The organism is Andreprevotia chitinilytica DSM 18519 (genome assembly GCF_000711875.1).
In the GTDB taxonomy this organism is placed as follows: domain Bacteria; phylum Pseudomonadota; class Gammaproteobacteria; order Burkholderiales; family Chitinibacteraceae; genus Andreprevotia; species Andreprevotia chitinilytica.
Genome location: NZ_JONM01000022.1, coordinates 63,461 through 70,693 on the forward strand (window position 1 = coordinate 63,461; position 7,233 = coordinate 70,693).

Annotated in this window: 6 protein-coding genes; 1 reads left to right on the plus strand and 5 read right to left on the minus strand. The window is 61.7% G+C overall.

Annotated elements, in window-relative coordinates; genetic code table 11:
• Positions 1-126: 126 nt before the first annotated feature.
• Both BR41_RS18190 and BR41_RS18195 read right to left on the minus strand, forming a co-directional pair.
• Complete coding sequence (locus BR41_RS18190; protein ID WP_051711316.1) at positions 127-1,299, minus strand: CmpA/NrtA family ABC transporter substrate-binding protein; 1,173 nt, start codon at positions 1,297-1,299, stop codon at positions 127-129.
• A gap of 26 nt (positions 1,300-1,325) precedes the next feature.
• A complete protein-coding gene (locus tag BR41_RS18195) occupies positions 1,326-1,898 on the minus strand; it encodes an ANTAR domain-containing response regulator (RefSeq protein ID WP_035059863.1) in 573 nt (190 codons plus the stop codon).
• Between the two features lie 578 nt (positions 1,899-2,476).
• On the opposite strand from BR41_RS18195, the gene BR41_RS18200 reads away from it, so the two are divergent.
• Positions 2,477-5,689, plus strand: a complete 3,213-nt coding sequence (locus BR41_RS18200) for an ESPR-type extended signal peptide-containing protein (protein WP_084187390.1) — start codon at positions 2,477-2,479, stop codon at positions 5,687-5,689.
• A 184-nt stretch (positions 5,690-5,873) separates the two neighbouring features.
• On the opposite strand, the gene BR41_RS18205 is transcribed toward BR41_RS18200, so the two are convergent.
• From BR41_RS18205 to BR41_RS18215, 3 genes are all read right to left on the minus strand, one after another.
• Positions 5,874-6,149 (minus strand): hypothetical protein, encoded by a 276-nt coding sequence (locus tag BR41_RS18205; RefSeq protein WP_035059866.1) that lies wholly within the window; start codon positions 6,147-6,149, stop codon positions 5,874-5,876.
• On the minus strand, positions 6,142-6,408 hold the full coding sequence (locus BR41_RS18210) for a hypothetical protein (protein ID WP_035059868.1): 267 nt from the start codon (positions 6,406-6,408) through the stop codon (positions 6,142-6,144). The genes BR41_RS18205 and BR41_RS18210 overlap by 8 nt, the downstream gene beginning before the upstream one ends.
• Positions 6,409-6,921: 513 nt before the next feature.
• On the minus strand, positions 6,922-7,233 hold a 312-nt coding region (locus tag BR41_RS18215), incomplete at its 5' end, for an integrase core domain-containing protein (protein ID WP_035059890.1).

Sequence of the window (7,233 nt, forward strand, 5' to 3'; positions counted from 1 at the left end):
TTTTCTGCGCCTGTTCATGATCTTTTCAGCGACGGCGCCGGGTTGTTGTCCCCCCCTTCCGCGAAGGGGGGAATAAAGGCCATTGCAGCTCAGACATGCAAAAGATCGCGAACAGCCTCCCCCCACTCAACGCGCCCGAATCGCAAACGAATCCGCATACGCCTCAGGATTGGTGCCATCCCACGGCTTGCCATCGAGCAGCACGCTGCTGCGCATGTCGCTGGCCGGCAGCGCAATGCCGAGCGCGCCGGCCGCTTCGCGGTAGAGGGCGATCTGGTTGATCGAGCATGCCATCGAGGGCAGGTCGACCGGTTTGCGCAGCATGCCCCAGCGGCGGTATTGGCTCAGGAACCACAGGCCGTCGGAGAGGTAAGGGAAGTTGACTTCGCCCTCGGCAAAGAAACGCACCGGGCGGGGCGAGGTGGAGAGGGGGGCGCCGCCGTAGTCGCCTAACAGGCGCGGCGCGATCAGGCTGGTGGCGCGGCCGATCAGGCCGGGGCCGGAGAGCCAGCCGGCGGCTTCGCGGCGGTGGTCGGGGGTATCGAGCCAGCGGCAGGCTTCCAGCAGCGTCATCGTCAAGGCGCGGGCGGTGTTGGGGTAGAGCGCGGCGAAGTCGCGGCGGCAGGCGAGGACTTTTTCCGGGTGATCGGGCCAGATTTCGCCACTGGTCACCACGGTCTGGCCGACGTTTTCCGCCTCGGCGACGGCATGCCACGGCTCGCCGGCGCAAAAGCCATCCAGCCGGCCACGCGCCAGCTCGTCGCTCATCTGCGGCGGCGGGATCACGATGCTTTGCACATCGTTGAAGGGATGAATGCCTTGCGATGCCAGCCAGTAATACAGCCACATCGCATGCGTGCCGGTGGGGAAGGTCTGCGCGAACACGTGCCGATGCGTATCGGCGGCCAGCACGGTGCTGAGCGATTCGCCTTGCCGCAGCCGCTGCGCCAAGCGGTTGGAAAGACTGACTGCCTGGCCGTTCTGGTTCAGCGTCATCAACACCGCCATATCGGCTTGCGGCCCACCCAGGCCCAACTGCACGCCATACACCAGGCCATACAGCGAATGCGCCGCGTCGATCTCGCCGGACAGCAATTTATCCCGGATCGCCGCCCACGACGGCTGGCGGCACAACTCGATGGATAGGCCATGCTTGCGGCCGAAATCCATCAGCTTGGCCGCCACCACCGGCGCGCAATCGGACAGCGGTACAAAGCCGAGCCGCAGGTGCGGTTTCTCGGGGGCATCGGAGCCGGCGATCCACGGCGTGGCAGTACGGGAGGGGGACGGGTAAGGCATCTCTTGAGAACTCCGGTCGGGCACTGCTATAGCAGATCAGCCATGGCAATGATCTGGCGCGCCACGTCAACGAGTTTGCTGCCTTGCTTCATCGCCTGCGTGCGCAGGGTTTCATAGGCGACGGCTTCGGTCATCTGCCGCTTATCCATCAGGATGCCCTTGGCGCGGTCGATGAGCTTGCGGTCACTGAGCTTCTGCTCCACCTCCGCCAGTTTCTGGCGCAGCCGGCTTTCCTCGGCAAAGCGGGCCAGCGCCACATCCACGATGGGGGCGATTTTTTCCGGGGCGATGCCTTCCACCAGATAGGTGGTCACGCCGGCCCCGACGGCAGCGCGAATCAGCTGCTGATTGGCATCGGCGCTGAACATCACCACCGGGCGCGGCGCGGCGGCGTTCATCACCGAGAGCTGCTCCAGCGTATCGCGCGAGGGGGATTCGGTATCGATGATCACCACGTCCGGCCGCTGGCCTTCCACTGCCGCCAGCAACGCGTGCGGCGAGCCGACCACGGCCAGTACTTCGAAGCCGTGACTAGCCAACGCCTGGCGCAATTCGCCGATGGGCTTGTCGGTGTCATTGACGAGCAGGATACGCAGCATGAAGGAGGAAGCCAGTGAAGCGGGTTAAAGCGGTGCGAATCGATTCATTCATGTACGGAGCAAATTGCGTGCCGGGCTGATTGCTTTTTGATGAAGGTCGGTAAGGCATTGAATTGACGGAATTTATTGATAGCCCGCTTGCGTTCAAAACGCTTTGGTTTTGCCCCGATATGGTGCATTGCATTGTCATGGTGCGTCGATGCCGGTGCGCAGGGGGCGCCGCAGGGGGCAATAAAATGGGTTGGTCTGCTGCATCGGCAGGGATTACTGATGGCATAAGCCCACTGGGAATCATCTGATTTCTCAGGTTCGTCGTGTTTCGCGTCAACGCCTGCGTCCCGATTCTTTGCATCAATCGGCGCCAAGGCAAAACCGGGCTCCTACGCAGAGGGGGAATCGGTCGCATGGATCAAACACCACCAGCAGCGTGTTTAGAAATCGTTGAGCTTGGTGTAGCTGCATGGTGCATTTCCTTACCCTTTGGATGAACGGAAGACCAAACCGAACCTGGCTCCCTCCCATGACGGCAATCCCGACCCCCGGTGCCGGCGTTCCGCTTTTTACAAAGAGGCAAAGAAATGAAACGTATCTATCGCATGGTTTTCAACGAAGCCCGTAACGCCTGGATGGCGGTGCCGGAGTTTGCCAAGGCAAAAGGCAAGCGCGTTGGCGGCCCTTCCGCATTGGCTGTGGCGATGGGTATTTTCTTCGGCGGAATGGGCGTGCCGGAAGAAGCAAGGGCGGAGTATTACTTCAACGACGGCAGGGATAACGGTTGTTATCGGATCATGGACGGGGGCACGACTGGCCAAGTTACCAATGACCCCAATTGCGCTACCGGCCCGTCGAATCCTGGCGCCGATATCGTTTTCTACGACAACAAGTCAATGAGTGTCGGTGGCGACCTCTCGGTGTACGGGGATACCCAACTGAAATACTGGAAGCAAAATGCGGGGACCGGTGTTGCGTCGGTTGCAACCGGCGCGGGTGCAATGGCAATGGGTGATGGTGCCGTTGCCGGCGATGCGTCGGTTAGCGGCGGAGTTCCAGCACAAATTGCGATTGGTCGTTTGGCGACGGCATTCAATTCCGGCGCGGTAGCGATGGGTGCGCAGGCCAATGCAGGCGGGCAGGATAGCTTCGCTGCCGCGTACAATGCCTCGGTTGCAAAAACAGCCAATGGCGGTGTTGCGCTTGGTGCCTCCAGCCGCGTCACCGTGAGCAATGGCGTTGCTTTAGGCGCGAGCTCCGTCGCCGATCGTGGCGCGCTGACCAGCGTCGTCGATCCGCTGTCCTACAGCAACGGCCGCGTGAACACGACCCTCGGCGAAATCTCCGTCGGTTCGTCCACCGCCCAACGCCAGATCACCAACCTCGCCGCCGGTACACAAAACACCGATGCCGCCAACGTGGGGCAGGTGAACGCCGTGAAGAGCGTGGTTGATACCAACGCCACCCGCATTGCCGCTGCACTGGGCGGTGGCTCGACAGTCGGTGCGGACGGCACGGTTTCCGCGCCGAGCTACACCGTTGGCGGCACCACCTTCAACAATGTCGGCGGGGCGCTTGGCAATCTGGATACCCGCGTTACCAGCAACGCCACGGCGCTTTCCACGCTCGACGGCGCAGCCGTGAAATATGGCGATGTGAATAAAGGCACCATCACCCTTGGCGGCGCAGGCGGCACCACGCTGACCGGCCTGAAGGACGGCGCGCTCTCGGCCAGCAGCACGGATGCAGTGACTGGCAGGCAGCTGAAGGCGACCAATGACAACGTGACCCAGAACGCGACCGACATCGCCACGGCGAATACCAACATCACCGCACTGGATACCCGCGTCACGAAGACCGAAGGTGACATCGGCACGCTCAACAGCAACGTGGCGAAGAACACGGCTGATATCACGACCGCCAATACGAATATCTCCGCATTGGATACCCGCGTTACGAAGTCCGAAGGCGACATCAGCACCACGAATACCAACGTGGCGGCCATCGATACCCGTGTGACCAAGACCGAAGGCGACATCACCACGATCAACACCAACGTCACCAAGAACGCGGCTGATATCGCTACGGCCAACACAAGCATCACCGCGCTGGATACCCGCTTGACCAAGAACGAAGGCGACGTAACCAACCTCACCACGCAGCTCAGCAGTGGCTCGGTCGGGCTGGTGCAACAAGATGCAGAGAGCAAGAACCTTACCGTCGCCAAGGATCTGGACGGCACGCAAATCAGCTTCGCCGGCAAGGATGCGGACGGTAATGCGATCAATCGCAAGCTGACCGGTCTGGCCGATGGCGACCTCTCCGACGCCAGCACGGATGCGGTGACTGGCAAGCAGCTGAAATCCACCAACGACAGCGTGACCGCGATCGATACCCGCGTGACCAAGAACGAAGGCGACATCACCACGCTCAACACCAACGTGGCGAAAAACACGGCAGACATTGCGCAGGCCAATACGAACATCACTGCGCTGGATACCCGAGTCAGCAAGACTGAAACCAGCATCAACTCGCTGACCAACCAGCTCGACTCCGGCGCGGTTGGCCTGGTGCAGCAGGATGCAGACAGCAAGACCATTACCGTGGCCAAGGATCTGGACGGCACCGAAGTGAGCTTCGGTGGCAAGAAGGATGCGGACGGCAACGTGACCAAGCGCAAGCTCACCGATCTGGCCGATGGCGAAGAATCGGACACCAGCAGCGATGCTGTCACCGGCAAGCAACTGCACGCGACCACTACCCGTGTCGCCACGCTGGAAACCACCGCCGTGCAATACGACGACGCAACCAAGGGCAGCATCACGCTCAACAAGGGCGGCAACGCGGTGCAGCTGAAGAATGTGGCCGATGGTGCGGACGATAGCGATGCGGTGAACATGCGCCAGCTCAAGAGTTCCGGTTTGGTCAATGCCGATGGCACGGTCAGCTCGGCCGTCACCTATACCGATGCGACTCGCACGACGGTATCGATGGGCGGCGTGGGCGGTGCGCTGATCACCAACGTGCGCGCCGGCAATATCGCGGCGGGCAGCACCGATGCGGTGAACGGCAGCCAGATCGCCGCACTGCGCGACAACCTGGAATCGTCCATCAAGGGCGTGAGCGACCGCGTGACCACCATTGAGCAAAATGGCGGTGGCACGGGCGGTGGCGGCACAGGTGGCGGTGGCAGCGCTTCGCAAGGTTCGGGCGAGTCGTCCACCACGGGTGGCGCGGATGCCGAAGCCTCTGGCAAGAAGGCGTCGTCGTTCGGTTCCAAGGCGAAAGCCACCGGCAGCAACTCGACCTCGATGGGGGCCAACGCTACGGCCAGTGCAGATAACTCGACCGCCATCGGCGCGGATTCGGTCGCGGATCGGGCCAATACCGTGTCGGTCGGCTCGGCCGGCAGCGAGCGGGCGATTGCCAATGTGGCGGACGGCACCAAGCCTTACGACGCGGTCAACTTCAAGCAGCTCAGCGCCGTCAACACCCGTGTTGACCAAGTGCAAGCCGACCTGAATAACCTGCGTGATGACGTGTACCAGCGCATGAGCGATCAGGAACGCAAGATGGACAAACTCGGCGCGATGAACGCCGCCATGTCCAGCATGACCGCCAGCGCCGCCGGCCTGCGCACGGATAACCGCGTGGCGATCGGTGCGGGCTACATGAACGGCCAAAGCGCTGTGGCACTGGGGTATCAGCGCCGGATCAACGACACCACCACCCTGACGGTGGGCGGTTCGACCTCCGGCACCGAATACAACCTCGGTGTAGGCGTGGGCATGGGCTGGTAAGCCTGTAACCCCCCCCGGTGCTGTAACCGGGGTGGCAATGAAAAACGACGGCATTGGATGCCGTCGTTTTTTATGCGCTGCGCTTTCGTGGCGAGTAGGGCGGGTCGTTTGACCCGCGTAGGGGATGTATGGCGAGCGCACGGAATTTGCGGGTTACGCCTTGCGGCTAACCCGCACTACGGGGCTAACGCCGATCCGTCATCCGATTGATGGCTCGTGGCACGTTGAGCCGATCCAAAGTCTCGGCGCGAGACATATCCAGCGCGAAATGCCATTCCTCCGACAAATACGCGCCGATCTTCGCCAGATGATGCGGATGGGATTCCGGCTCTGTGGTTTCGACCAAGGCGCGGAACATGCTGCCGAGTTGGGCGATGCGGTTCAGGCCGATGTCGGCGATGTCGTTGAAATCATTGGCGGTTAGCTTGGGTGGAGTAGGACAGCGATGAAGTTCAGCCATGACTGCCTCCGATCCGTGCGTAACGCGTGCTGAGTGAGGCGGTTAGGCGCTCTGGGAGCGGCAACGTCTGCATCGCCAAATGGTGTCGCTCTGCCAGCCGGCGGCCATCGCGAGCCAATTGATAGCCGACGCTGCGTTGGTCGATCAGGGACGTGAGGATGGTGAAAATCTGATCCAGTTCGGCAAAGCCATCACGGGCTTGTGCGATGAGATGACCGGGGTCGGGCGGTGCGGGGGTGGAGTGTTGGGAGATGGGCATGGGAGCCTCCTTGATGAGCGGTTAAACCCACTCCTCCAAGGCCAATCGGAGGTGGCAGGTGCTAGGCGAGGTTGGCCTACCGGCATCAAGGAACCGGCGCACCCGAAGGTGCCCCCACCTAGCCCCCGCCATTGCTGAAGGCGTGCCTAGGTGTTGCGGACATAAAAATACCGCTGTTGCAGCGGTTGTCCGCCTTGATGTCAGGAGGCCAATCCCGATCGCGTAACCAAACGCGACCCGTTGAAAGTATCTCAGTCGCATCAAATCGGTCAAGGACAGCAATCGACGCGGTGGCGCGCACTCCCCTCGCCCATCCCGTGCAAGGCTTTAGCCTTGTTCAGGGAAAGTGGGAGAGGGGCCGGGGGTGAGGGTCGTGCAAAATGCCGCGACCTATGTAAGCACCCTCTCCCACTAATCGCTGAGCAAGGCTAAAGCCTTGCACGCGAGGGCGAGGGGACAAAAGCAACCGTAGCCCGGACGGCTTGCCGGCCGGGGTGGCGATGTTTGTAGTGGTCAACTTTCCCCGGACACCCCACTAGGTGCGTTGCCAGCCGATTCCCGCTCAAACACGGAGGGTGGCCGGTAACCCAGTTTGGAATGCAGCCGCAGGCTGTTGTAAAAGCCCACGATGTAATCCGTCACATCACGCACCGCTTCCGCCGGGTTGGCATAGTCGCGCTGCCAGACCCGTTCCATCTTCAAATTCAGGAAGAAGCGCTCCATCACCGCGTTGTCCCAGCAATTGCCCTTGCGGCTCATGCTGCACACCACGCCATGCCGCTGCAGCAACGCCTGGTAGGCCGCGCTGGCGTACTGACTTCCACG